Source organism: Candidatus Baltobacteraceae bacterium (assembly GCA_036489885.1).
GTDB lineage: Bacteria > Vulcanimicrobiota > Vulcanimicrobiia > Vulcanimicrobiales > Vulcanimicrobiaceae > JAFAMS01.
Genome location: DASXEW010000001.1, coordinates 848,777 through 873,426, shown reverse-complemented (window position 1 = coordinate 873,426; position 24,650 = coordinate 848,777). Strand labels below are relative to the sequence as shown.

The window sequence follows — 24,650 nt, the reverse complement described above, 5'->3', positions numbered from 1 at the left end:
GAGAGGACTTATGGCTGCCTTGACCCCCGACGTTGCCTTCGAACAATCTGCAAATGCGGCGGCCGCCGCTTGGGCGGCGCGACCGGCCTATGTCACCTATGTGACGCACATGCACGTCGAGGCGCCATCGGCACGTCAATCGGTCAGCATCGATCGGCTTGTAACGGTGCGGTCAGCCGACGACGTTGCAATCCTCAAGGACCTACCAAATGGCGGCCAATCGATGGCGCACGGCTTTCCGATCAGCCCCACATTTGATGCGCTTGCATATTTTCGACTGAATACTAACGCCGGTTGGCATAAACAGATCTTCGCCAACATCACGGGTCCCGAAGGCGCCGGTTCGATCGTTCCGATCACGTTCAAAGACCCGAAGCCCAGCGAGAACGAAGTCATCGTCACGACGTTGCGTTATTACTATCCAAAATTTGCGCCCGATTCGTCGGATGCTCCGGACGGCCACATGCATATCGTCATGAAAGCGCTCCCGACGCTCACCAACGGCAATGGCTCCGATTTCTATATCAGCGATGTCGTAATCGACAACGCGACGATGCTGCCGCTATCCGTCACCTACGAAGGCAAAGACGACCGCAAGTTCCAGATCGACTACGGTTTTGTAAACAAAAACTGGGTCGTCAAACACGCGTTCTTCGAGCAAACAGTTTACGCAGTCCTAAAGATTGGGCGAGTACACTACACAGCAGATGCGACGTTCGAGGATTATCAGTTCTCCGACACCTCACCGGATCCGCGCATTCCGTCGCTGGCGACACCCGCGCCTACCTCTTCGCCCTCCGCTTAGGGACGCTTCGCTTCTTAGCTGCAGCGAAAAACAAGTCAAATCGAAGTTGATGCTTTGCGGCGATCTTTCCTAAGACTGCCCAGTCCCGAGGCTCGGCATCCAGCATCTCGATGCCAATGATCTGGCCGTCCTTGTCAAAATCAACAGCGACGCTACCCCTCAAGTAAGACTCGGTCCGAGCGACGCGCCTTTTCGAGAAATACAGGTAGACGGGGTCGCCCGCAAGTCGGTCTCATGGCCAAGCAAGACTTCTGCCACTTGCGCGCTTGTCACGACCCGCTCCGTCATCCGATCCCGAGCGTGCGGGTCGTAAGCAAGTCTCATTGGCCCTCCGCAAGCGTCGGGCTTGCGGGAAGAGCCTAGGGATCACTGATTTCGCCGTTATTAAGAATCTATTGTCGGCGGAAATTCGGAGAGGGAGAGATTCGAACTCTCGAGACGCTCATCACGTCTGTCCGCTTTCGAGGCGGGTGCCTTCAACCACTCGACCACCTCTCCGCGGTCTACGCGCAACAAAGAAGTCACGCAGCTGGCACGCCGATTCTTGTTCTAGAACGCCCCCGATCACCTGCACTCGGTGGTGAACCGCCGGCGAACCGAACACATCGATTACAGAGCCCGCCGCGCCGCCTTTCGGATCGCTCGCCCCGTAGACGAGTCGCGAAATCCGCGCCGCAACGATCGCCCCGGCGCACATCACGCACGGCTCTTTGCTGACGTAGAGCGTCGAATCGCCGAGCCGCCAGGCGCCGATGCGGCGCGAGGCCTCTGCAATCGCCAGCATCTCGGCGTGCGCGGTCGGATCCGCGCGACGCTCGCGCTCGTTTTGCGCTTCAATTACAACATCGCCACACAAAAACACGGCGCCGACCGGTACATCCCCGGCAGCTTCTGCTTCTGCAGCGAGCTCAAGCGCGCGACGCATGTGCGTCTCATCGATCGAGTCATGGTGCGGTCGGCGGGAATCGAACCCACAACCCTCAGCTTCGGAGGCTGATACTCTATCCAATTGAGCTACGACCGCGTGCTTGCAGCCGTACGAGTTGGGGCGCTACCCGCGCGGCTCCTGCGGATTGGCGCGCTGCTGCGAGGGGACATGTTTGAACAAATCGAGCTTGTGATCGACGAGGCCGCGATAAAACTTTCGCACGCAATCCGGATGGCCGAAAAAGTACGTGCGCGCATACGCCAGATCGTCGCCCGACGAATCCGGAACATAGTGCGAAATTTCGATTTCTTCCATCTGCCCGCGGTCGACCGGGTGGGGGCAGAAATCGCAGGGAATTGTGGACATCACGTACCTCTTTAAACGGTTCAGGAGCTAGAACCCCGTGCCGCTTTCGCAGGATTCACCACCTACGGCGTGCCGCCCCCCAACACAAGCGTGATCACAATTGCCGTCCTTAAGAAGGAGCCGAAGGTCGTTGCCGCTTTAGCGGAGCTTTTAATCGACACGGTCGCAAACGGTGGCAACATTAGCTTCATTCATCCCGTTCCGCCGGCTCTCGCGCACTCGTTTTGGGAAGATTCGCTTGCAGCCGCGCAGCGTGGCGAGCGCGTCATCTTCGGTGCATACGACGGCGATTCGCTCATCGGAACGACGACGCTTCTCTACATGTGGATGCCGAACCAACCGCACCGCGCAGAGATCGCGAAAATGATGACGAGCGTCCAATATCGCGGGCAAGGAATTGCACGCGCGCTACTTCAGGCTGCGGAGCAAACCGCTATCGAGAGCGGGCGTACGTTGCTGACACTGGACACGGCAGCCGAAGACGGCGGCGCACAATTTTACGAAAGGCTCGGATTTGCGCGCGCGGGCATGATTCCCGGCTACGCGCTCAAACCGCTCGGTGGATTCACAGGTACGATTTTCTATTACAAACGAATCGGCAAATGAAAACGGCCCACCGAAGTGGGCCGTCGCCTTTCCCTTTCGCTTTAGTTAGCGATAGGATTGCCGCTGCTGGAAGCAGTCGCGGCAATAAACCGGCTTGTCGCCGCGCGGTTGGAACGGGACTTCCGCAGTCCGTCCGCATTGGCTGCAGACAGCTTGGAACATCTCGCGTTGACGGCCGCCACCGCCGCCGTATCCGCCGCCCGAATATCCGCCGCCGCCGCCGCCACCGCCGGATGAGCGTTGTGCTTTACGCGCAGCGCGGCAATCGGGGCAGCGATTGGGTTTATTCTGGAATCCCTTAGCGGCGAAAAATTCTTGCTCTCCGGCGCTAAAAGTAAATTGTGCGTTGCAATCCGTGCAAGTCAGACTTTCATCAGTGTACATACGTGAACAGGTTCTTTCGTTTCTGGTGCCTGATAATTTTCGTGTTCGCGACGTACCTGATAGTGAGGAGACGGATCTACTCTGACCACGGACTAGACGAACTAACGCTCGAGGCGACGGACGGCACCGGGCCCATCACATCAAGCGTGAATATAACACACCTGCCCCTAAAAAGGCTTCATAAGCCTAAAAATTCCTGGGGATGGGGTTAAAACGGCCGGTCGCTCTCCAAGGTTAGCATCGCTAGCGCGGCAAGGCCGCCCTGGGTGGCGTCGAAGACGCCCATTGATGCGCGCGCAGCCAGAGGCTACCCCCGGGTCCATAGCCCCGCGCAAGCAGCGCGATCTGGCGCGTGCTATTAGCAAGGTCGAAAACGGGCATGCTGAGCCGGACGAGCTGCTGGAGACAGTCGGCCCGCGCGATCCAGCCCTCGCCCGACTCTCCGTCTTTGGGATCACCGGTCCCCCAGGTGCCGGGAAATCGACCCTCGTCGACAGATTGATCGGAAAATTCCGCGACCAGGGCAAGACCGTCGCCGTCGTTGCTATCGATCCGTCCTCTCCGTTCACGCGGGGCGCCGTTCTCGGAGACCGCGTTCGAATGCAGCGCCACTCGAGCGATGGCGGTGTCTTCATACGAAGTATGGCTTCGCGCGAAGGCGCGGGCGGAATCGCGCCCGCGACGCGCGAGGCTGTCGCGCTGATCGAAGCAGCGGGGTTCGACTTGTGCATGATCGAGACGGTCGGCGTCGGGCAAGTTGAGCTCGAGATCGTCGCGATCGCCGATGTGGTCGTCGTCGTTACGGTCCCGGCACTCGGCGACAGCGTCCAGACGATCAAGGCCGGATTGACCGAAATCGCAGACGTTTTCGTCGTGAACATGGCCGACCGCCCCGGCGCGAACGCTACGACCGTCGACCTCAAGCACATGCTGCGCGAAAGCGCGCGCGACGTACCCGTGCTGCAAACGATCGCCAGCGACGGAACCGGCGTCGACGAGCTGGTCGAAGCTCTTCGTCAATTCGAAGTTCGCGGCGCACCCAATGCCACGCGCGCGGTACGGTTCGAAGTCGTTCGCGTTGCACGCGAAGGCGCGGCGCGTTCGGCGCGCATCGCGCTCGATTCAAACGAAGCTGCGGACTTGCTGCGTGATCTCGAAGCCGGGAAAATAGCACGGCGCGAAGTCGTTCAGGCGATCCTCGGTTTGATGGAGTCGAGCAAGCCTTCCAAGACGCGTAAATCCAAGCCCCAGTCGGCATAACCCGCGCGTATCTGCTCGAGTTGGACGGGGGAAGGCGGCCCGAAGCGCGCGCGGCGCGCGACGTTCATGCGATAGACGACCGCATCCGCACGCGTTCCGTCAGCGCGTGCGACACTCAGCACGACGCGCTCGTAGACGCCATGCGCGACGTCTTCATACGCGTCCAGGGCGGCAAGGTCGCGCGCTTCGATTTCATACAAGGCGCCCGGAACGGAGAACTTCGCATCGGCGCGCACGTTGGCGAAGTACGCATCCGGCGCGCCTTGCGGCTCATTCGATTCAAAGACGAGGGCGTGATCCGGCAAAACGGCCGCGCTCACCGGCTCCGCGCCCGGTGCACGCGAACGCATCGCGCTTTTCGATAGATTCGATCCGTAAGCGAAATACAGCACTAAGCCGGGAAGAGTTCGGCGACCGTCGCTTCGACTGCGCTGACGATCGGTGCCGTTCCCCAGACCTCGCGAATCAGTTTCGTATGCTCGTTCATCGTGAATTGCGAAAGGAACAACACGCCGCATCCTTTGAGCGGCGCAAGGGCGTCGATCAGCGCGCGACGATACACGTCATCAGGGGTCGAAAACGGGGGTGCATCTTCTGTTAGCGACGACCGAATCTCGCGATCTTGCTCTTCTTTCGCGAGCACTTCGCTGACATAGTCGACGACAACCGGCCGGCTCGGCGGATAGCTAACGAGAATTCCGACCGGACCATGCGTTCTAATGAGCGCGTGCGCACCGGCTGCATCCGAGCGTTCGACACGCATGCCGAGATCGTCGCTCAGCCAGCGTGCCGCTTCATTATAGACCGAGCACGAAAGGACGATGCGCTCCGCATCGCGGGCCAGATCTACCGCGCGTTTGCGCAGTTTGGCATAACGCTCCGGATTGATTGGAAAGTCGGTTGCGCTCGCATCGACGAGGGTTGAGTCGACGAGATGGACGGCAGCATTTTCCTTGCCGCGCTTGGCAAGGAGAGCTATCGTCGCCTCTTTCGATTTCTCACCGGCATGCAAGAACCCAACCGCAGCTTTCATACGCCCAGCGCCAGCGAATCAGCGCGCGGATCGGCACCGCCGGAAAATGTCCCTTGGGTGTGATCGATGCGAATTGCCTGCGCGTGTCCCATCGTGTGGTCGTATGCGCCTAAACGTTCGACGACGTGACCGCGCCGAGTTAGCCCGTCGACGATCGCGTCCGGCATGCGTGATTCGACGACGACTGTGTCAGTCATGACGTCTTCCCGGCCCGGGACATGCGGACGGCCTGCAATCCAACGCGGCGCGTCGACCGCTGCCTGCACGTCGAGATCGCGATCGAAGACGCCGCGGAGAATCTGAACGTGGATCTGCGGTTGTCCATCGCCACCCATCGTCCCGTACACTAGCTCCGGTTTACCCTTACGCAGGTACATCGCGGGCGCGAGCGTGTGAACCGGCCGGTGGCCGCCGTGCAGCTCGTTTGGATGTCCGGCGATGAGATTGAAATATGCGCCGCGATTCTGCAGCACGATCCCGGATTCGCCGGCGACCAACCCCGAACCGAAGTTCATATACAAGCTCTGAATTAACGAAACCGCTTGGCCGTCAGCATCCGCGGTGACGATTGCAATCGTGTCACCGAAGTCCGTACGCAGAGGTAAGTGCGGCGAGCCGAACTGGGCCGTGACGCGTTCGGGATCGATGCGAGCCCGCATCGCCTCCAGACGGCGTGGACCAATAATGTCATTTTCGTTCAGGTCTACGAAGTCCGGATCGCCGAACCGCGAGTCTCGCACATCGAAGGCAGTCTTGAACGCTTCGATCGCCATATGCGCCCAGAGTCCATCGTCGCTACGTTCGTTCCCGAGCGCGCCCAGCACCATTTGCGCGCACGCCCCGTGCGAATTAGGCGGATGCGCGAGGACTTCGCCTTCACGCCACGCCAAACGCCACGGCGTCGTCCGCTGCGTGCGATGGCTCCGAAGGTCTTCTCCGTCCATCGGACTTCCCGCCGCTCGCAATCGTGCGACGATTGCTTCACCCGCCGAACCCTCGTAAAACGCGTCCGCGCCGCCCTGCCGAACCTGCGCGATCGTCTTCGCAAGCCCCGGGTTATGCAAGACGTCTCCGGGCCGCGGGACACCGCGGCCGAGGAACAAGGCCTTCGCGTCCGCGCACTGCTCCAGAATGGTCGCGTTGAGCTCGAGATAGTACGCTACCGTCTGGGAGACGACATAGCCGTCGCGCGCGTATTGTTCCGCCGGCGCCAACAGCGCATCGAGCATGCGTGTTCCATGCGCTTCGAGCACGTCTTCCCATGCGCGCACTGCGCCGGGAACCGTCACCGCAAACCCACTACGCGCCGGCATCTCCGAGAGGCCACGCTCCCGCAAATCGCCGGCTTCGAGGTTTCGCGGCGCGCGGCCGCTTCCGTTATATGTAACGACATCGGCGGTCTCTGGATCGTAGATCATCCAAAACGCATCGCCACCGAATCCGTTGGCTTGCGGGTACACGACGGAGAGCACGCCGTTCGTTGCAATCGCAGCATCGACCGCGTTACCGCCCGCCCGCAAAACGGCAGCACCCGCAGCGGTCGCGAGAGCGTGCGGCGACGCGACCATTCCTTTCGTCGAGCGAGCCACGGACATGCCCTCACCTATTGCCGCGCAAGAGGCGCGGCCCTCCGCATCCGCAAACTGCGTGGTAATGCCGAGCGGCCGTTTATCTCGACATGCAACGTCGTCGGGTCCGCGGTGGGCGTATGACGGACGCTACCTTCCGATCCGCGTTGGCCTGTCATTGCTCTTGACGCTTCCATCAGAAAGCATGGGCGCGATCCTCGGCGAGCTTGCGGTGGACGAAGAAGCGAACGAACCGCTCTTGGCGCCGATCGACCCGATGCAAGAAGTCTGGGCAAGCGGGGTTACGTACGTGCGCAGCCGCGAAGCTCGCAAGGCAGAGTCAAACGTCGCCGACATCTACGAGCGCGTGTACGATGCGGAGCGTCCCGAGCTGTTTCTCAAGTGCATCGGCTGGCGGGCCGTCGGTACGAACGGCACGGTGCGCATTCGCAAGGACTCGACTTGGAGCGTCCCCGAGCCGGAGCTGGTCCTCGTGATCAATCGCTTCGGCGAGATCGTCGGCTACACGGCCGGGAACGACGTCAGCTCGCGCAACATCGAGGGCGAAAATCCGCTCTATCTACCGCAGGCTAAGGTGTACGACGGCTCGTGCAGCGTCGGTCCCGCGATCGTTCTGGCCCAAGCCGACGAGCTCGGCGACGTCACGATAGGCCTTGGCATCAAGCGGAATGACAACGAAATTTTCTCCGGGACGGCCTCGACGTCGCAGATGAAGCGAGCCTTCCCGGACCTGGCTCGCTATCTGCTCAGCGAGTATGAGGTCCCCCAAGGCGTGCTCCTCATGACGGGTACCGGGATCGTCCCGCCCGATGATTTCTCGCTCGCGATCGGCGACCGTGTCCGCGTGAACGTCGGCCCGCTCAGTCTGGTCAATACCGTAGCGGGCTGAATCCGCGGCCGCCGATTGTCGAAAGCGGTCGCCTAAGGCCGCTCCGTCTGTCCAATGCCCGCGTGGGGCACTTCGGCTATGCTATTTTCAGGAGGCGCCCACGTTGCGGGCGTCACCTTTCGGTCAGAGGAGAACATCTTCGTGGATAGCTTGTGGTCGCTGATCGCGTTCGTCGGAGTGATGGCCATCTTGTTCGCGGTGCCTGATTCGAGAAAATCGGTTGCTCGCGCAGCGACGGAGCTCCGCCCGGCCGCGTAAACTAACTCAAACACGTCTCTCGGGGAACCGCGCACCTAGCGCGGTTTTTCGTTTTCTTGCGACAAATGCAGCAACCTAAGAAAAACGATTGTCGAACGCAACACGTGCTTAGTTTACCGACAGTCGAATGGCCGAGCGTCCGCGACTTGCTATGCTGTGGTTGCGGTCGAGTGGATGATCCGTTTGGACGCTTGTGCGGCTGTCATGAAGATCGTACACAAAGACCTAGCGGCACAACGATAGCCGAATCCCCTCTCGGCACGTCGCCGTGAAGGAGCCGCGCAGATCCATCAGAGGGCTGCGCGGTTTCTTCAATTGATACAAGGAGAGATATTTCTTGCGAAGAGTCATGATCGGGACGTTTATGCTCGCGGCGCTCATCGCCGTGTCGTTCGCAGCCACGTCTGCGCAAACGGCACCGGCGACGGCCGCATCACCGGCAGCGTCTCCCGCCGCATCGCCCTCGCCGACTGCGACACCGACTCCGCCCTGGAGCCTTTCCGGATTCGGCGACGTTACGTACACAAGGCCGCTTCCGACCGGAGGCACGTTCGTGTTCACGAACGGCGCACCGGACCGCGTTTTCGACGGCATTAGCGGTATCAACACGAAAGCGCCAAACCAGACGGACTTCGTCCCGAACAACCTCAACTTCAACCTGCGCAAGAATACGTCGCAAGGGCTGGGCGGCGACGTCGAATTCAGCCTTGGCTCGGATGCGAATGTGATCGCATCCTATGGCGGCGCTGCCGGCACATACACGGACATCACGCAAGCGAATCTCTATTACGCTCTAGGTCCGTTGACGCTGACCGCGGGCAAATTCGAAACACTGGCGGGTTACGAAGTCATCGAGAACCCCAACAACAATCAAATATCGCGCTCGATCTTGTTCGGATACGCGATTAATTTCACCAATACAGGACTTCGCTTGCAGTACGCGCCGCCGCACTGGACGTTTACGGCCGGCGTTAACTATGGCTGGGACCAGATCATTCAGACACAGGGGCTCGGGACGTTCGAGGGCGGCATCGCATGGAACCCGTCCTCGATCTTCTCCGTAAGCGGCGACCTGTACAGCGGTTCGGAGCCGTCGGCGCTGACGCCCTATCCGAACGGTGGAACGATCGCACCCAAACCATCCAACACGGCGATGTACGCCTATGGCTTCGGAACGATCACCGGAACGATTTACGGGACGCGTACGCTCGTTGACGTCGTCGGACACTGGAACCCCAGCAGTGTGCTGAACTTCGGCGTGAACTACGATACGGCACAACAGACAAACGATCAGCTCTTCACCAGCACGGGCGCGGTTACGACCAATCTGGCCGGCGCTCCGATTCTCGCAACGGCGAAGTGGAACGGCGTCGCAGGGTATGGCGTTTGGAACGCGACTTCGCACCTCACGTTCTCGGGACGTTACGAATCCTTCAACGACACGAACGGCGTGCGGACCGGCTTCGCGCAAACCTGGAACGAAGCCACTGCTACCGTTCAGTTCGTGCCGCAGTTCGCACCCAACTGGAAAGCGCGACTCGAGTATCGCGACGACTGGTCGAATCAACCCGTCTTCGCACGCTATACGTCACCGCTCGGAACGGCGGCGTCCAACAACAGCTCGATCGCAGCCGAGGTGCTGTTCACCTGGCCCTAAGATAGCCTGAGCTCGACCGGAGTGGGCACTGCTCGCGGTAGATGCGACGGTGCCCACGCTCGAGCGAACGGGGCTTCACGCTCGTCGAAGTCCTGGTCGCAACCGGTCTTTGGATCGTGCTCGGCGGGACCTTGTTGTTCGTGACGCAAGGGTTGCTCGGCGCTGCGCGCGCGGGCGCGGCCCAGCAACGCGCATACGTCGCGTTGACTCAATTGATCGAGACGCTCGATGCCGAATCGAGCTCAGCCCTCGCGATCTTCGTACCGCCGCGCGATGTGCTCGGGACGAACAATGCGGATGGCCACGAGCTCGATTTTTACTCACGCGATGCCCTTCGCAACGGGCGTTTCTGGGCGTACCGCTTTGACCGGCAGGCGAGCACGCTCCAGCGCTACACGTATTCGGCGCCCGGATCGGTTGCGACGCCGAGCGATCCACCGCTGCGCGGCATCGCTTCGTTCGCGACGACGCGAAAATCCGCCAGCTCTCTGAGCTCCCCTTTCGCAAACGGCTACGTGACACGCGACGTCGCGGTCAATTTCAACTATCCGAGCGTCAATGGCGGAAACGCGATCGTCGCCGTTAACTTCGGCGATCACCGCGACACATTCACGCTCGAGCTTCTGCCCGGGACGATGACATCAGGGTTCGCCGTGATCGTTTCAACGTTTACTCCGACACCGGCGCCGACCGCAACGTCCGCACCGAGTGCTCCGGCGCCGGCCCCGTCGCCGACCGTTCCCGGTGCCGAATATCTCTATGCGACGACCTATCAAAACCCCGATACGGAAACGACGTATTGGGCCGACGTCATGGAGTATCTCAATCCGCCCGGCATTTGGTACAACGCCGGAGCGAGCGTTCCGGTGATCGGCGTTTTGGTCGGACAGACCGTATACATCAACACCAGCTGCGACAGCGGTATTTCGGGGAATCAATTCGTCTACGCATCCGAGCTACGCGACGTCAACGTCACCGATCCGTCCGGCTCGTATTATTTCCAGTGCGCATTCACGCCGACGATCGCCGGATGGCTGAGCTTCGGCTACTGGAACTCGATCGGTTCGCCCGTCCAGTCGCTCGAAACGATTTTGGTCGGTGGCTACAGCGGCCCGTTCAACAACGACGTCTTTCCGCCGCCGGCGCAACCCGGCAGTCCCGGCGGCAGCTAGTCGTGCATGAATGCCGCGGCCGCCCAATTGATCAGGGTCGTCGCATCGTAGACCGGCAAGCCGGTAGCTTCGCGAATTGCCGCGGCATAGGGCGGCATGTTTGTGCACTCGAGCACGATGGCTTCGATCTCCGGATGCTGCGCGACCAGACGGCGAGCGACGTCTACGTGATCCTGTCGCGCGCGATCTTCGTCGAGCACGTCGAGATCCAGCGCGATCGTCGCATGGAACGGCGTGCCCTCCAAGCCTGCGATCACAACGCGCGACGGATTGATCCCGGCAGCCCATAAATGAGCCGGGCTGAGCGAAGAACGCTCGAACGTTAGAATCGCGATCTTGGCGTGCGGCTCGAGGAACGCCGAGATCCAAGGCACTTGCAGCAAGCTCGACGTCAAAACGGGCATGCGCACCGCCGATTGCAACCGGTCTTGCAAGAGAATCAGAAAGCCGCAACTCGTGGTGATGAGGCTGACGCCGCGCTCCTCGAGGCGGTGCGCAGCATCGACGAACGGCTGCTCGAAGCGCAAGGGATCGCCTTCGCGCACCGCCAGCTCGACGCCGATCCCGCCGACCGTCTCAAGCTCGACTGGAAACGGCCACGTCACCGGGTTTCCAACGTCACCGGGAATACGCGGGAAGCGCGTATCGAGCATCAGAATTCCGGCGCGAAATTCGCGCGAACGCCCGATCATAGAGATGCCGTCTTCGCAACCAGCTCCGTGTAGAGTGCGTTCGGCCACGCGAAATCGGCGCGCGTAAACGTTTGCGGCGCATCCGGATCGAACGACTCGTGCAGACGATGATCGCCGAGTTCGGAAGCCACGATGTACCCCAGCACGCGTTCGGTCTCACTTGAATCCGTCGAGGTCAGAGCTTGCATGACGAGCGCGAGCGGCCAAACGTAACCGTGCGGCGTATGCGGGCTGCCGATTCCACTTGCGTATTTACCGGCGTAGTAGTACGGGTTACGGTCCGAGAGAATGAAGCGGCGCGTATTCTGATAGACGGGATCCGACGCGGGGAGATAGCCGATGTACGGAATCGAGAGCAAGGACGGAACGTTGGCGTCATCCATTAGGCTGCGATGTCCGAGGCCGTCGACTTCGTAGGCGTACATGACGCCGATGTCGGCGACGACCGTGCGACCGTACTTTTCTATTCCATTTTGAATCTCGCCGGCGAGCTGCTCTGCCTTTTGGGCGCGCGACTCATCGCGATACACATCGCGCTCGATCTGCGCCAAATCATGCAAAACGACGACGGCTAGCATGTTGACCGGGATGTTGAAATGATAGCGCGCTGGATCGTCGGAGGGCCGGAACCCCGTCCACACCATTCCGGTGTACGCGACGCGGCTGCCACGACCACCATTGGCAAGTGCCGCATGCCGGTACGCAGAGCGTGAGTTGTGATGCTGTTCGATGCGCATCACGGCGAGAATACGATCGAACGCATCGCTTTCGTCCTGCGCGAAGATTGAGATGTCGCCTGTGCCCTGCCAATAATCGTACGCGAACCATACCCGGTGTTGCGCATAGTGGATGCCTTTGAGGCGTGTTGTCTACCGCAATTCTACGCTTCCCGGATCGCGAAACCGGTGAGCCCTGTTACACCGCTTGTAACGATTCGTTATCGGTGTACGACTAAAGACGCAACGCCGACAAAACACGCTCTGCCGTTAGCGGAAGCGCCGTAACGCGCGCGCCGCATGCGTTCGCGATCGCGTTTGCGATTGCAGGCGCGACTGCTGCGGTATTGATTTCTCCGGCCATCTTGGCGCCGAATGGACCGGGGCCGGCGATATTCTCGATATTGATAAAACGCAGCGGCGGTATGTCCATCTGGGTCGGAAGTTTGTAGTCGGCAAGGGACGGATTTTCGATCTTACCTTCGCTCACGCGCAACTCTTCAGTAAGCGCGTGACCCAAGCCCATGACAAAGCCGCCTGCCAGCTGCCCGCGATGCGCGACCGGATTGAGGATCGTTCCTACATCCGAGACGCACACGACGTCGAGAACGTCCACCACGCCGGTCTCCACATCAACGCTCACCTCGGCGACGAAGCCGCAGAATCCGTGCGGCGCGGCTTCGTGTCCGTGCACTGCCTCGAAGATACCACGCACTTCAACCGGCTCGTTCGCCGGCCAACCGCTCGCGGCAACACGTTCTTTCAGCCGGCGCACCGCATCGAGTGCCGCGTTCCCTGTAACATGCGTTTGACGGCTTCCACCAGCACCCGGATCGAACGGCGTTTGCGTCATCGCGGCTTCTCGAAGAACGTTCACGCGCTCGAGCCCGAGTTCGAGTCCTGCCGCAACGACACGTTGCAGGAGCGTCAGGATTCCCATTCCTTGCTCGGCTGCGCCGGTGATGACCTCGACATCACCGGATGGAAGCGCGCGTAACGTCACTTCGGCTTTCCCGCCGCCGATGTGGCGCACGCCAAATCCAATTCCACGACCCCGTCCCAGTGGAAGCGGTTCACCCCAGTGCGAGGCACTACGCATCTTCTCCAGCATCTCGCGCGCTGACGGTTCGAGATACGGAACGTCCTCGAAGTCCGAGCCGTCCCCGCTTACGGCGTTCCGCATGCGAATCTCGAGTGGATCGATCCGCAGCTCGTGCGCGATCATGTCGATATGCGATTCGACTGCAAAGATGAACTGCACGTCTCCCGGTGCCCGCATGTGCCCCCCCGGGACCGTGTTGGTATAAACGGACGTGCGTTCCAAGCGTCCCGCCGGGATATCGTACGGGAGCTTCGGATCGAGTCCGGGCAACAGGGTCGGCGCCGGCTTACCGGCCGCATATGCGCCACCGTTGAAGACGATCTTCGCATCCATCGCCGTAATGTAGCCGTCGTGCGTTACACCGGTTCGTATCGTCGTATGGGATGCGTGCCGCACCGTGCTCGCGCGCATATCTTCGAGGTACGAGCGGACGTATTTGATAGGCCTTCCCGTCGCCCGGGCAAGGAAATAACACGGGTACTCGTCGACCGAAAGGCCTTTGCCGCCGAAATCACCGCCGATGTAAGCCGGCTCGATCCGTACCGAATCGACCGGGACGCCGACGCAGATTGCAAACTGTTCGCGCAGTGCAAACGGCGCTTTATTGGTCGCAATGAGATGAATGATACCCTGAGCATCGATCCATACAACAGTTGCGCGAGGCTCGAGATACCCGCCATGATACCGCGGCGTCGTAAATGAGTGCTCGAAGATGTGGTCGGCGCGCGCAAAACCCTCGTCGACATTACCTTTGAGCATGACGCGGTGGCCTTGCACGTTCGGGTGCGGTACCGCAGCGCGCTTGCCGCCGTGGAAATAGTAGCCCTCGATCTTCTCGTGAAGTATCGGTGCATTCGGAGCGAGTGCATCCTCCGGCTCGAGAACGACCGGAAGCTCTTCGTACTCGACGTCTACGAGTGCAGCTGCACTCTCCGCGATCTCACGGGTTTCTGCCGCCACTGCGGCGACCGCATCACCGATAAAGAGCGCGCGGTCAACGCAAATCGACGGCCGGTCGAAGAAGCGACGGCCGTAGCGATGTTCGCCGATGTCGCGACCTGTCAGAACGGCATGGACACCCGCAAGCGCGCGTGCGCGCTCAACGTCGATCGAAACGATGCGTGCGTGCGCAAACGGGCTCGTCGTAAATGCGGCGTGAAGCATTCCCGGCAGCTCGAAATCGGCTGCGTATTGCGCTTGTCCGGTCACTTTCTCACGCCCATCGACTCGCAGCTCGTTCCGATCGAAAATCAGCGGATGGGCGCGGCGCGTCGGCGTTACGGTGCTCATGCCGGCACCAACTGTTGCAGCGCGCGGCGCGTCCACACGCGCGCCATCTCCCGCTTGTAGGTTGCCGAACCGCGGACGTCGTCGAGCGGATCGACTTCTTCTGCGACGATCGTAGCCGCTGCGTCGATCGTTTGGCGCGTAATCGCCTTTCCGCGTAGCGCTTCTTCAGCCCGCCGCGCGCGCACCGGCGTCGTTGCAACGGATCCAAGCGCCAAACGAACATCCTCACAACCACCGTTCGCGTCGAGGCGGACGGTGGCGGCGACCGAGACCGTCGCAAAATCGTCTTTCGAAGCCGGCAAGAACTTCACGTAAGTGCCGAGCATCCCGCGGGGCGGCGGAGGAATCCGAATCGCGGTGACGATCTCGCCCGGTTCGAGCGCAACGTCGAAGACGTCCCGAAAGAAATCCCCGGCCGCGATGGTGCGAACGCCGCCGCGTCGCGCGACGACGATTTCGGCGTCCATTGCGATTAGCATCGGTGGCGGATCGCTGGCCGGATCGGCATGGACGAGATTGCCGCCGAGAGTGGCTTGATTGCGGATGCGAACCGTTGCGACGTGTCCGAACGTCTGCGCCAACGGCGCGAAGAAACGTTGAACGAGTGCCGAGCGTTCGATCTCCGCGTGGGTGACGAGCGCGCCGATCTCGAGGCCGCCTTCCTTAGAGATACCGATCTCGCGCAAGCCTTCGATCCGGCGCAAGCCGATAACGTACTCCGGAAGAACGAGGCCCAAACGCATCAATAAGACGAGCGCGGTCCCACCTGCCAGCAGATGCGCATCTTCGCCTCCGCGCTCGAGAGCATTGAAGGCCTCCTCGAGCGTCGCCGGCTCGAGATACTCGAAGGTCGCCACTCTAGCGCTCACGTGCGGCCGCAACGACCGCTTCGACAATTTGATAGTAACCTGTGCAGCGGCACAGATTTCCCATCATCCACGCGCGCACGTCGTCAGCTGAGGGATGTGGATTTTCTTCTAACAACGCTTTTGCAGCTACGATTTGCCCCGAAGTGCAGATTCCGCATTGAAATCCACCGTGCTGCACGAAAGCTTGCTGTAGCTTAGTCAACTCTCCGCCGTTCGCGAGGCCTTCGACCGTACGGATGTTGCTGCCGTCGACAGTCGCCGCCAAGACGAGACACGCCGACATCAGCTTGTCGTCGATGAGCACGCTGCAACTGCCGCACACACCGATGCCGCATCCTTCTTTTGTCCCGGTTAACTTGCAATCGTCGCGCAGCATGTCGAGCAACAGACGATTGGCTTCGATCGCGAGCGTTTGTGGTTTTCCGTTCAGCGTGAACGTGATCGAGTGTTGGCTCACCTAGAAAACTGCGCTCTCTCCTCGGAGGTTCTGCAAGGCAAATCGCTCGAGCATCAGCGGGCGAGCGTCCCAAGTCCTGGGCTCGCCTTCGGTTATCCACTCAGCGAGCAGAATCCCCACCGCCGGCGAGTGCATGATGCCGTGTCCGGAAAAGCCTGTAGCGAGAAAAAGCCCGGGATGCGATGCGACCGGCCCGAGGATGGCGTGATGATCCGGCGTCAACGTGCGCGCTCCGGCGTAGGCGCGGACGATCTTGGCATCCGCAAGAATCGGCATCCGGTGAGTTGCGGCGCGAGAGACGGCGTCGAGTCCATCCCAATCGGCTTCGCCCGGTGCTGCTCCGTCCGGTATCGGACGCGCATCTTTATCGGTTCCACCGAGCAACAATTCCGCACGCTGCGCGTGCATGTACCATCCGGTATCGATGTCAACGACGAGTGGCATCTGCTCGGGAACGCCGGCGACGCGCTCCGCAACGAACACTTGCCTCGCGAAGGCGTGCACTGGAATCTCCAAACCGGCCAGCGCAGCAACTGCGCGCGCGCGCGTCCCGCAGGCAAGAACGATGACCGGCGTTTCATACTCAACGCGCGGAGTCTTCAGCGTCCAGACGTCGCCGGTGCGCTCGATCGAAAGCACGCGGGCTTCAGTTGCCATCGCTCCGCCTTGCCGGCGAAACGATTCGAGGTAGGCGTGCAAGAGCGTTGCCGGCTCGATCGAGCCGTCGGTCGCGCAATAATTCCCGCCCAGCAAGTCATCGGTCGCAAGCGGTTCGCAAAGCTCGTGTATCGCGCCCGGGTCGAGGCGAACGGTCTCGACGCCGAGCGCATGCTGCATCCGCAGCTCTTCGTCCATGATCGCTAACCGCTTTTCGTCCGCCGTTACGAACAAGTACCCGTTTCGACGGAAATGCGGATCGACGCCGTAGGCTCGTTCGAAATTCTCGAACACCCGCATGCTGATCAAACTCAGCATGATGTTCGCCTCGGTCGCGAACTGTGCGCGTACGCCGCCCGTTGCCCAACGCGATTCGCCAGTACCCGGAGAACCCTCGGCTTCGAGCAGCACGATTCGCCAACCGGGAACGCGCTCGATGAGGCGCTGCGCAATCGACGTGCCGACGATACCGGCGCCGACGATCGCCGCATCGACGGCCGCCTTCACGTAGCGACTAGGCCGGCTCGGGGAGCACTTTCGTCAGCGTGTCATCCATACGGCGCAACCGGTTCGCGAGCACTTCCATTACTTGCAAAGCAAAGAATGGATGGTTTTGAACGAGGAATAAGAACCGCTTGCGGTCGACCGCGCTGACTTTGCTATCTTTCGCTGCAACCGCCGTGGCCGAACGCGGAAGTTGTTCGATCAACGCCATCTCACCGATCATCCCGCCCGGTGTAACCGTTTCGAGAATCGTCTCACCAATCCGGATGTCGATTGCTCCCTCGACGACGACGTACATGTAGTCGGCCGATTCGCCTTGATTAAACAGGGTCGCGCCGGCTGCGTACGATTCAGCGTGAGCGTCGTCGTGCCGGAAAATATCCAGGGGATGCACGCGCGTATCTTCGCTGGGAACCCGCCGTTCAGCCTCTCCCTTGCCGGTTTCGGCTCCCGAGCCAATTTGGGCAGAATTGGGCACGTGTCTGACGAGCGGCGGCGCCGGGCCGACGCCTTTTAGAGGAGAATGCAGAATCGCTCCAGCGCCAGGATTCGCAGGAAGGCTACCTCTAGTACACGATCAGCTTGAATCGTAGCGTTCGCTTTCCGAATTCGCGCGCGTACGTCGGGGTCGCACGACGAACGGCGCTTGAATTCGCCCGCGCGCTCGGCCTTCCGGATGAGAAGCTCGAGGATCTCGGTTATGCCTTGGGCGAGGCCTTGGCGAATGCCGTCGAGCACGGTTTTCGCGAACGAACGTATTTTCAAATTCGTGTGTGGCGCTCAGACCACGAAGACGCAATCGTGATCGAGGTTCAGGACGACGGTGAGGGCTTCGACCCGAGCGGTCTCAGCGATCCAGATGAAAATGCCGCCCGCGGTTACGGCATCACGATCATGCGAGCGATGGCCGATCGCGTGTCGTTCGAGCGTAATGGGCGGCTGGTTCGACTGTGGAAGAACATCGACAACGAGACGGCCATGATCGACAGCGCGATGCGGGCCTGATAGCCACAGGTAATCGGTCCGCCGGGCATTAAACAGCACGCTTGTCTGAGGAGATGACGATGCGGCGGTTGCTCGCTCTTAGCGCGTTGGGATTTTTTGCTTTGTCTTCGTGCGGTGGCGGCGGGGGAGCGTTGCTGCACAATGCTCTTGGCGCCGGGGGATCCGGCTCCGGATCTACGCCCGCGAACGGAAAACGGAACATCGGCGTAACGCTCGTGATCCCCGCTGCGGGCGCGTCCTCGTCCGGCATTGCGCGCAGACCAAAGACGATTTCGTCATCCACACAATCGGTGACCGTCTCGGTAAACGGCGGTACCGCGCAAATCTTTGACGTTTCGGGCAGCGCGTGCACGTCCAACAATGGAGTAACGACCTGTACGTTTACCGTCGGCGTATCGTATGGCCTGGATACGTTCCTGATCTTGATGTACAGCGGAACGAACGGCAGCGGAACTATCCTCGACGCCGCCGCTGAAACACTCAACGTTACGTCGAGTGGGCCCAACAGTTTCAGCACGACCGCCGGAACTGCAGTCTTCGTGACGACAAACGCCGACAGCGGAGCGGGATCGTTGCGTGCAGCAATTACAAGCGCGGCTTCCGGCGTTACGACGGCAGTGCTGTTTCAAGGCGTGACCGGAACGATCACGCTCGCATCGCCGATTGCGATCGCCCAGAATGTTGCGATCATCGGCCCGGGTGCATCGAGCCTTTCGATCAGCGGCGGCGGCGCGACCTCACTCTTCACCGTCAGTAGCGGCATGAACGCCGTCTTCTACGGTTTGACGCTTACGCAGGGCGTATCGACCACGCAAGGCGGCGCGATCGTCAGCGACGGAACTCTTTCAATCTTCAGCTCGACCTTTTCCAACAACTCGGCGATCGTCGGCGGCGGCGCAATTTTGGCGGAAAGCGGCAGCCTCGTCGTCACCGGCTCGACATTCACGAACAACAGCGTGACGAAGTCCACGCCGGGTCCTGTTGCCGAGGGCGGAGCAATCCAATCATGGGTCCAGGCGACGATCGACTCTTCGACCTTCACGGGTAACTCCGTCACGCAGAACGCTTCGAACGGATCCGCATACGGCGGCGCGATTGCCGAAGACCGCGCGACGACGGCCGGACTAACCGTCACGAATTCGCAGTTCTACTCGAACAGCGCGAGCGCCCCGCAAGGTTACGCTGCCGCCGGGGCGATTGAGGACAACTCCGACACGCCGTCGATGACCATTATGAACGATACATTCGGCAAGTCCGGAGCCGGAAATAGCACAAGCGCGGAATACGAAGCCGGCGGCGGCGCGATCGAATACTTCGGTCAAAATGGCGGCACGCTGACAGACGGTGGAATAGGCGGCAATTCATTCGTCGCCAATACCGCAACGACGCCGAGTGGGGGGTATTCTCTTGGTGGGGCGCTCTTCGTCGACGACACCGACGACAATGTTGCATTAACCGGTCCGAACACGTTCACCGGAAACAGCGCAACCGGCGGGTATAGCGCCTCTGGCGGCGCCATCGATGACGTCGAGACCGCCGGCTACATTTTGATCGGTGCCGGTAGCACATTCACCGGCAACGTCGTAAAAACGACCGACTCGAGCGACGGCGGCGCCTTTGGAGGAGCGATCTCCTACAACGCATTCCCATGCATCTATGACACGGCTTCGATTGCGCGTGGACCCGCGCCGGCCTCAAACCAAAAGGGCGGCGGACGCGCTGCTCTCGCGTTGCATCACATGGTTACGCAATCTACGATGCGTTCAAGCACGATACGGCGGTCCGCCGGAACCCGGCGGCCGATGACGTTCGCACAAGACTCGTCGATCAGCGGAACGTTCGCGTCGAACACGGCCGGCCCGAGCGTGACATACGGCGCAGCCGGTGGCGCCATCGACATCGAAGCGCAGAACGGCTACGTTCCACCATTCACAATTTCGAACGCAACGATTACATCGAACTCCGTGACGGGAACGGGCCTCTATGGTGACGGCGGCGGGGTCGATATCTTCAGCGGCGTCGTGACGATCGATAACAGCACGATTGGTTCGCAAGCTGCCGGAAACTCCGCGATTACGCGCGGCGGCGGAGTCGTCGTCGGATTCAGCGGCGCAGCCTACAGCATCTGCGCGACCGTGTATGCCGGAAACTTAGCCGTCACGAACAGCACGATAGCCGGCAACTCGCTGAGCGGCGCCAATAATGTCGGCTTCGGCGGCGGTGGCCTCGCGAACGGCTCGTCCGTTCTGAACGTCAGTGGGAGCACGATCGCATTCAATAGCGTCTCAAGCTCTAGTACCGGCGGCGGTGGAATCTTTGCCGTCGGCGGCACCGCGACGGCAACAACGACGATCCTGAACTCGACGCTATTTGCGAACACGTCGAACAACTTCGGCGGCGGCATGATGAACAGCTATGCCGGCGCTGGAAGCACGATCGCGATTACGAACGGGACCGCTTATCAAAACACCGCGACGAGCGCCGGCGGCAACATCTACAATGCCGACGGCGACGGAAGCAACGTGATTTCCGTGCAAAACTCGTTGGCTGCCGGCGGTACGGCACCGAGCGGCGCCGACATATGGAATCTCGATACGTTCACGTCGCTCGGTTACAATCTCGTTCAGCAAAGCTCGAATTACGGCAGCGGCACGAGCAACGCGCCGCAACTGGGAGATCTCATCGGCCAGAGTCCCGGCCTTGCGTCGAGCCTTGCCCAGAATGGCGGCCCAACACCGACGCTCGCGGATAGCGCCGGCAGCCCCGGAAAGGGACATATCCCATTTGCGAGCGGGCTATGTAACGGAGCCACGGGAACAAACGTCGATCAACGCGGTTTCAGCCGTGGTTCGGGTGGCGTTTGCGACGTCGGCGCTTACGAATTCAGCGGAGCTTCGCCTTAAACGTAAAGCTGGGGTGTGATCCGGTTCACGCTCAAGGTGTGTCCAAGCAATAACAAGTAATCCGCGGACGGCCGTGTAAGCGGTTGGGGTTGTCGGAGGGCTTTCTCTTGATCCGTGGATTTCGTATTGTCAGTCTCGCTTTTGCCTCATTTTTCGCGTTAACGTCATGCGGCGGCGGGGGCGGTTCATCGTTCCTCGGCGGCGCCGGCTCGAGCGGGTCCGGCGGAGGCGCACCTACGAGCCCGCTAAGCGGGAACACAAGCGTTAAGGTTTCCTTGACAATTCCGGGTCCGACTACATCGACGACCTCGAGCACCAATCGAATCGTGAGCGCAAGCGCCGTTCGCAAGCCGCAGGGCGCCTCGCCGCAGACGATTTCCTCCGGCACGCAGTCGATCACTGTAAGCGTTAACGGCGGCACGCCTCAGATCTTCAATGTCACGTCGTGTTCGGGAAGCCCGAACCTGACGTGCCAACTCTCGGTCGGCGCGACCTACGGTGCCGATAGCTTCCTCATTCTCACGTGGAGCGGCCCGAACGGAACAGGAACGGCTCTCAACGCGGCCGCGGTAACGATCAACGTCAGCGCGAGCGGCCCGAACACGGCCAGCGCGACCGCCGGAAACCTGCTTACGATCACCAGCAGCGCCGACACCAGTGGCCCCTCGAACAGCTGTGCCGGCGGCACGACGACCTGCACGCTTCGCGAAGCAGTCGCGGAGGCGAGCACGACGTCCGGCGTCTTCACGGCCTTGATGTTCTCGGGCGTTTCGTCCATTACGGTCACGAGTCCGATCACGCTCAGCGGTCAAAACATGATCGTTCTCGGCCCGGGAGCCTCGGCGGCGAACGCCGCCGGCGTGGGTGCACCCTCTGCATCCTCGGGAGTGACCATCAGCGGCGGCGGAACCTCGCAGATTTTCTACGTTAATTCAGGCTCGTCGCTCTTAGTCGACGGCGTGACGGTCTCCGGCGGCGTTACGTCGGATAACGATGGTGGAGCGATCGAAAACTATGGCCAGCTCGCCATCGTCAACTCGATCTTCAGCAATAACGGGAGCGCCGGAGTAGTATACGGCGGCGCCGTCTATGACGAAGGCACTGCGCCCGCGACCATCGTTTATTCCACCTTCACAAACAACAGAGGCGAATACTACGGCGGCGCAATCTACGAAGACGCCGGCGCATCAATAAGCCATGACCTCTTCAACGGCAACGTCGCATTCGACGGCAGCTCCTACGGAACCGGCGGCGCGATCTACGCCGATGACGACTTGTTCGTTAGCAACTCGACGTTCACGGCGAACGTAGCAGGCAGCACGAGCGTTTCCAACGTCAGCGGTTACGGCGGCGCCATTTACATCGATGACACTAATAACGCCCCGACGATCACAGCTTCGACCTTTGGTGGCAGCTCGGCGTCGGCCGGCAACTTTGCGGGCGGCCCGGGAGCAACTGCCGAGGGCGAAGGCGGCGCGGTTTACAACGACGGCGACAACCCGATAACGCTCAACGGCAATACCTTTAGCAACAATACGGTCAAGGGTGGCGAGGACGCGTCCGGTGGCGCCATCAGCGATTACGAAGGCGTCAGCAGCACCGGCGACACGTTCACGAACAATACCGCCGACGCTACGGCCGCTATGACCGGTTGCGAAATGTACGCTTACGGCGGCGCCGTCTATACGGATGAACCGAGCACATGGACAACCGCTACGTTCACCGGAAACCAGGCGCTCGGGACGCTCAACGGATCGGCAAACGTGTATGGTGGCGCGCTCTTCGACTATTACGGCGGCGGGATCACCGTCACGGGCAGCACGTTCCAGAACAATACCGCGAACGGCGGCGTTTACGAGGCTTACGGCGGTGGACTTGCCGTTGACGATTACTACGGCGTCGCTACACTCACGAACGATAAGTTCACGGGAAACACGGCAACCGCGCAAAGCGGGTCGGCATTCGGCGGCGGTGTATTCGTCGAGTACGCTTACATCACGTTCAGCGGCCTCACGTTTACGAACAACACCGCATCGATCACCGGCACGACCACCGATAACGAGGCCTACGGTGGCGGGCTTGAATTCGCGTATGGCGATGAAGCGGAACTGGACTCCATCGCGCGGCGTGCCCCGCCGGCTATGGTCGCCCGGCACGCGAAGGACGCGTCGCGACAGGCGAAACACGTGGCGCGCGTCTTTACGCACACGCAAGCCCTGACGCTTGCGCACATGAACAAGAAGTCGAAGCACGCATCGCTTGCGTACTCGCGACGCACGGCGCCAGGCTCGACACGCCGCGCTCAAATCGTCTCGGTCGCCAGCGCGATGAGCAACACCAGCTTCTCGGGCAACACGGCGACCGCAGGTACCCAAGGCTATGCCTTCGGCGGCGGCGCCGACTTCTCGGGCTCGCCGGTCATTACGGCGACCACGCTCAGCGGCAACTCCGCTACGACGACCATTGCCAACACTGATGGATATGCGGCGGGCGGTGGTTTCTCGAACGGTTCATACGGTGGATGCGCAAGCATGTCGTTCACGGGAACGGTCAGCGGCAATAGCGCGACCAACGGCGGCGGCGGCATCTACAACGTGTGCAACCAGTTCACGCTCACACAGAGCACGGTCTCGGGTAATAAAGTCACGGCTGTCGCCTACGCCGGCGACGGCGGCGGCGGAATATACTCCGACTGCGAAAGCGTCGCGATCGGACAGACGACGATCAACGGCAATTCGGTTGCCGGAACCGTTGCACACTCGGGAGGCGGCGGCTTCTTGAACTATCAAGGCGATGTAACGATCACGAACTCGACGATTACGGCAAACACGTCGTCAGTCGACGGTGGCGGAATCGAGAACACATACAATGCCGAGACAGATCTCGTCAACGTAACGATCTACCAAAACACGGCGACCGGCAACGGCGGCGGAATCAGCAACGACGATGCCGGGTCGGGGTCCGCGTACGTGTATGCTGCGAACAGTATCATTGCCGGTGACACCGCGTCGGCAAGCGGGTCGGACATCTGGAACCTCGACACGTTTTACTCGTACGGTTACAACGTCGTTCAGCAGAGTTCGAACTACGGAAGCGGTTCGAGCAACGCTCCGCAAACGGGCGACATCATAGGGCAGAGTCCTGCGCTCGCCTCATTGGCAAGCAACGGCGGCCCGACGTCAACCATTGCGGACACGAGCTCGAGTCCCGGCAAGGCGCTCATCCCGTTCGCGAGCAGCGAGTGCAACGGGTTCTCTGGAACGAATGTCGACCAACGCGGGTTCTCGCGTGGCGCGAACAACATGTGTGACGTCGGAGCGTACGAGCTCAGTGGAACCGCAACGACGCAGCAGGCGGCCATCGTCAGGCATTCACGCAACTCGAAGAACCTGCAGAGAAGCCACTAGCAAACATCAGAAACCCCCGCCGAGCAATCGGTGGGGTTTTTTGATCTCATTCGCGCCCAGGTGCCTCTACAACAATAAGTAATTCTTGTAGCATCGCTAAA

General features: G+C 60.9%; 21 protein-coding genes and 2 tRNA genes. 9 read left to right on the top strand and 14 right to left on the bottom strand.

From position 1 onward, the window contains the following. The first annotated feature begins 10 nt into the window (after positions 1–10). Complete coding sequence (locus VGG22_04025) at positions 11–805, top strand: hypothetical protein (GenBank protein ID HEY1727531.1); 795 nt, start codon at positions 11–13, stop codon at positions 803–805. 410 nt (positions 806–1,215) lie between these two features. Here the strand turns inward: VGG22_04025 and VGG22_04020 are convergent. The 3 genes from VGG22_04020 to VGG22_04010 form a co-directional block, all read right to left on the bottom strand. Continuing rightward, a tRNA-Ser gene (locus tag VGG22_04020) sits at positions 1,216–1,303 on the bottom strand. Between the two features lie 449 nt (positions 1,304–1,752). Further along, positions 1,753–1,829: transfer RNA gene (locus VGG22_04015), tRNA-Arg, on the bottom strand. A gap of 27 nt (positions 1,830–1,856) precedes the next feature. Then, a complete protein-coding gene (locus VGG22_04010) occupies positions 1,857–2,048 on the bottom strand; it encodes a hypothetical protein (protein HEY1727530.1) in 192 nt (63 codons plus the stop codon). A gap of 141 nt (positions 2,049–2,189) precedes the next feature. On the opposite strand from VGG22_04010, the gene VGG22_04005 reads away from it, so the two are divergent. Next, positions 2,190–2,705, top strand: coding sequence for a GNAT family N-acetyltransferase (locus tag VGG22_04005; protein ID HEY1727529.1), 516 nt, complete (start codon positions 2,190–2,192; stop codon positions 2,703–2,705). A 45-nt stretch (positions 2,706–2,750) separates the two neighbouring features. Here the strand turns inward: VGG22_04005 and VGG22_04000 are convergent, their stop codons facing one another. Further along, on the bottom strand, positions 2,751–3,089 hold the full coding sequence (locus tag VGG22_04000) for a zinc-ribbon domain containing protein (protein HEY1727528.1): 339 nt from the start codon (positions 3,087–3,089) through the stop codon (positions 2,751–2,753). A gap of 288 nt (positions 3,090–3,377) precedes the next feature. Between VGG22_04000 and meaB the strand changes: the two genes are divergently transcribed. Then, positions 3,378–4,349: a methylmalonyl Co-A mutase-associated GTPase MeaB gene (gene meaB, locus VGG22_03995; protein ID HEY1727527.1), complete on the top strand. Its 972-nt coding sequence runs from the start codon at positions 3,378–3,380 to the stop codon at positions 4,347–4,349. Here the strand turns inward: meaB and VGG22_03990 are convergent. Genes VGG22_03990 through VGG22_03980 form a run of 3 tightly spaced genes read right to left on the bottom strand, consistent with a single transcriptional unit; the run spans position 4,277 to position 6,977 of the window. Next, positions 4,277–4,741 carry a gamma-glutamylcyclotransferase family protein gene (locus tag VGG22_03990; protein ID HEY1727526.1) on the bottom strand — a complete coding sequence of 155 codons (465 nt, stop codon included), beginning with the start codon at positions 4,739–4,741 and terminating at the stop codon, positions 4,277–4,279. The genes meaB and VGG22_03990 overlap by 73 nt on opposite strands. Further along, positions 4,741–5,382: a hypothetical protein gene (locus tag VGG22_03985; protein ID HEY1727525.1), complete on the bottom strand. Its 642-nt coding sequence runs from the start codon at positions 5,380–5,382 to the stop codon at positions 4,741–4,743. The genes VGG22_03990 and VGG22_03985 overlap by 1 nt, the downstream gene beginning before the upstream one ends. Then, the gene (locus VGG22_03980; protein ID HEY1727524.1) at positions 5,379–6,977 is read right to left on the bottom strand and encodes a gamma-glutamyltransferase family protein; all 1,599 of its coding nucleotides are present in this window, start codon (positions 6,975–6,977) and stop codon (positions 5,379–5,381) included. Before VGG22_03980 ends, VGG22_03985 begins: the two co-directional genes overlap by 4 nt. A 178-nt stretch (positions 6,978–7,155) precedes the next feature. Here VGG22_03980 and VGG22_03975 point away from each other — a divergent pair, with 178 nt between their 5' ends. From VGG22_03975 to VGG22_03965, 3 genes are all read left to right on the top strand, one after another. Then, on the top strand, positions 7,156–7,860 hold the full coding sequence (locus tag VGG22_03975) for a fumarylacetoacetate hydrolase family protein (protein ID HEY1727523.1): 705 nt from the start codon (positions 7,156–7,158) through the stop codon (positions 7,858–7,860). Between the two features lie 595 nt (positions 7,861–8,455). Next, positions 8,456–9,775: an outer membrane beta-barrel protein gene (locus VGG22_03970; protein HEY1727522.1), complete on the top strand. Its 1,320-nt coding sequence runs from the start codon at positions 8,456–8,458 to the stop codon at positions 9,773–9,775. A gap of 41 nt (positions 9,776–9,816) precedes the next feature. After that, complete coding sequence (locus VGG22_03965; protein ID HEY1727521.1) at positions 9,817–10,947, top strand: prepilin-type N-terminal cleavage/methylation domain-containing protein; 1,131 nt, start codon at positions 9,817–9,819, stop codon at positions 10,945–10,947. On the opposite strand, the gene VGG22_03960 is transcribed toward VGG22_03965, so the two are convergent. The 7 genes from VGG22_03960 to VGG22_03930 all read right to left on the bottom strand — a co-directional run bounded on the left by VGG22_03960 (position 10,944) and on the right by VGG22_03930 (position 17,628). Next, positions 10,944–11,639 carry an aspartate/glutamate racemase family protein gene (locus tag VGG22_03960; GenBank protein HEY1727520.1) on the bottom strand — a complete coding sequence of 232 codons (696 nt, stop codon included), beginning with the start codon at positions 11,637–11,639 and terminating at the stop codon, positions 10,944–10,946. The genes VGG22_03965 and VGG22_03960 overlap by 4 nt on opposite strands. Next, positions 11,636–12,490, bottom strand: coding sequence for a glycoside hydrolase family 125 protein (locus VGG22_03955; GenBank protein HEY1727519.1), 855 nt, complete (start codon positions 12,488–12,490; stop codon positions 11,636–11,638). Before VGG22_03955 ends, VGG22_03960 begins: the two co-directional genes overlap by 4 nt. Positions 12,491–12,590: 100 nt before the next feature. Continuing rightward, positions 12,591–14,783, bottom strand: coding sequence for a xanthine dehydrogenase family protein molybdopterin-binding subunit (locus VGG22_03950; protein ID HEY1727518.1), 2,193 nt, complete (start codon positions 14,781–14,783; stop codon positions 12,591–12,593). Next, the gene (locus VGG22_03945) at positions 14,744–15,616 is read right to left on the bottom strand and encodes a xanthine dehydrogenase family protein subunit M (GenBank protein ID HEY1727517.1); all 873 of its coding nucleotides are present in this window, start codon (positions 15,614–15,616) and stop codon (positions 14,744–14,746) included. The genes VGG22_03950 and VGG22_03945 overlap by 40 nt, the downstream gene beginning before the upstream one ends. Continuing rightward, the gene (locus tag VGG22_03940; GenBank protein ID HEY1727516.1) at positions 15,606–16,073 is read right to left on the bottom strand and encodes a (2Fe-2S)-binding protein; all 468 of its coding nucleotides are present in this window, start codon (positions 16,071–16,073) and stop codon (positions 15,606–15,608) included. The genes VGG22_03945 and VGG22_03940 overlap by 11 nt, the downstream gene beginning before the upstream one ends. After that, positions 16,074–17,237 (bottom strand): FAD-dependent oxidoreductase, encoded by a 1,164-nt coding sequence (locus VGG22_03935; GenBank protein HEY1727515.1) that lies wholly within the window; start codon positions 17,235–17,237, stop codon positions 16,074–16,076. It abuts the gene before it with no gap. A 7-nt stretch (positions 17,238–17,244) separates the two neighbouring features. Continuing rightward, complete coding sequence (locus VGG22_03930) at positions 17,245–17,628, bottom strand: cyclic nucleotide-binding domain-containing protein (GenBank protein ID HEY1727514.1); 384 nt, start codon at positions 17,626–17,628, stop codon at positions 17,245–17,247. Between the two features lie 188 nt (positions 17,629–17,816). Between VGG22_03930 and VGG22_03925 the strand changes: the two genes are divergently transcribed. From VGG22_03925 to VGG22_03915, 3 genes are all read left to right on the top strand, one after another. After that, on the top strand, positions 17,817–18,239 hold the full coding sequence (locus VGG22_03925; protein ID HEY1727513.1) for an ATP-binding protein: 423 nt from the start codon (positions 17,817–17,819) through the stop codon (positions 18,237–18,239). Positions 18,240–18,340: 101 nt separating this feature from the next. Continuing rightward, positions 18,341–21,142: a choice-of-anchor Q domain-containing protein gene (locus VGG22_03920; GenBank protein ID HEY1727512.1), complete on the top strand. Its 2,802-nt coding sequence runs from the start codon at positions 18,341–18,343 to the stop codon at positions 21,140–21,142. Between the two features lie 326 nt (positions 21,143–21,468). Continuing rightward, a complete protein-coding gene (locus VGG22_03915) occupies positions 21,469–24,549 on the top strand; it encodes a choice-of-anchor Q domain-containing protein (GenBank protein ID HEY1727511.1) in 3,081 nt (1,026 codons plus the stop codon). Positions 24,550–24,650 lie beyond the last annotated feature (101 nt).